1 protein-coding gene is annotated in these 241 nt (G+C 59.3%); it reads left to right on the forward strand.

The window, feature by feature from the left end; all coding sequences use genetic code 11:
• Positions 1-241 (forward strand): DUF2817 domain-containing protein (locus NCT32_RS24850; RefSeq protein WP_250490610.1); only part of this gene is annotated, 241 nt, incomplete at both ends.

Here is a 241-nt window from a genome sequence, read left to right on the forward strand (position 1 = left end):
CCGTATGGCTTTTCCTATCTGAGCCGCACGACGGAGGGCAATGTCGATCTGAATCGCAACAGCGTGAATTTCGATGCGCCGTTGCCGCAGAATCCCGGCTACGCGGAACTGCACGACTTGCTGATCCCCACGAGCTGGCCGCCCGACGAAGCGAATATCGCGGCGATTCGCGCGTATATCGGCAGGCATGGACAATGGGCTTATCAGCAAGCGGTCACAACCGGTCAGTACACGCATGCGC

The organism is Caballeronia sp. INML2, assembly GCF_023631365.1.
Classification (GTDB): domain Bacteria; phylum Pseudomonadota; class Gammaproteobacteria; order Burkholderiales; family Burkholderiaceae; genus Caballeronia; species Caballeronia turbans.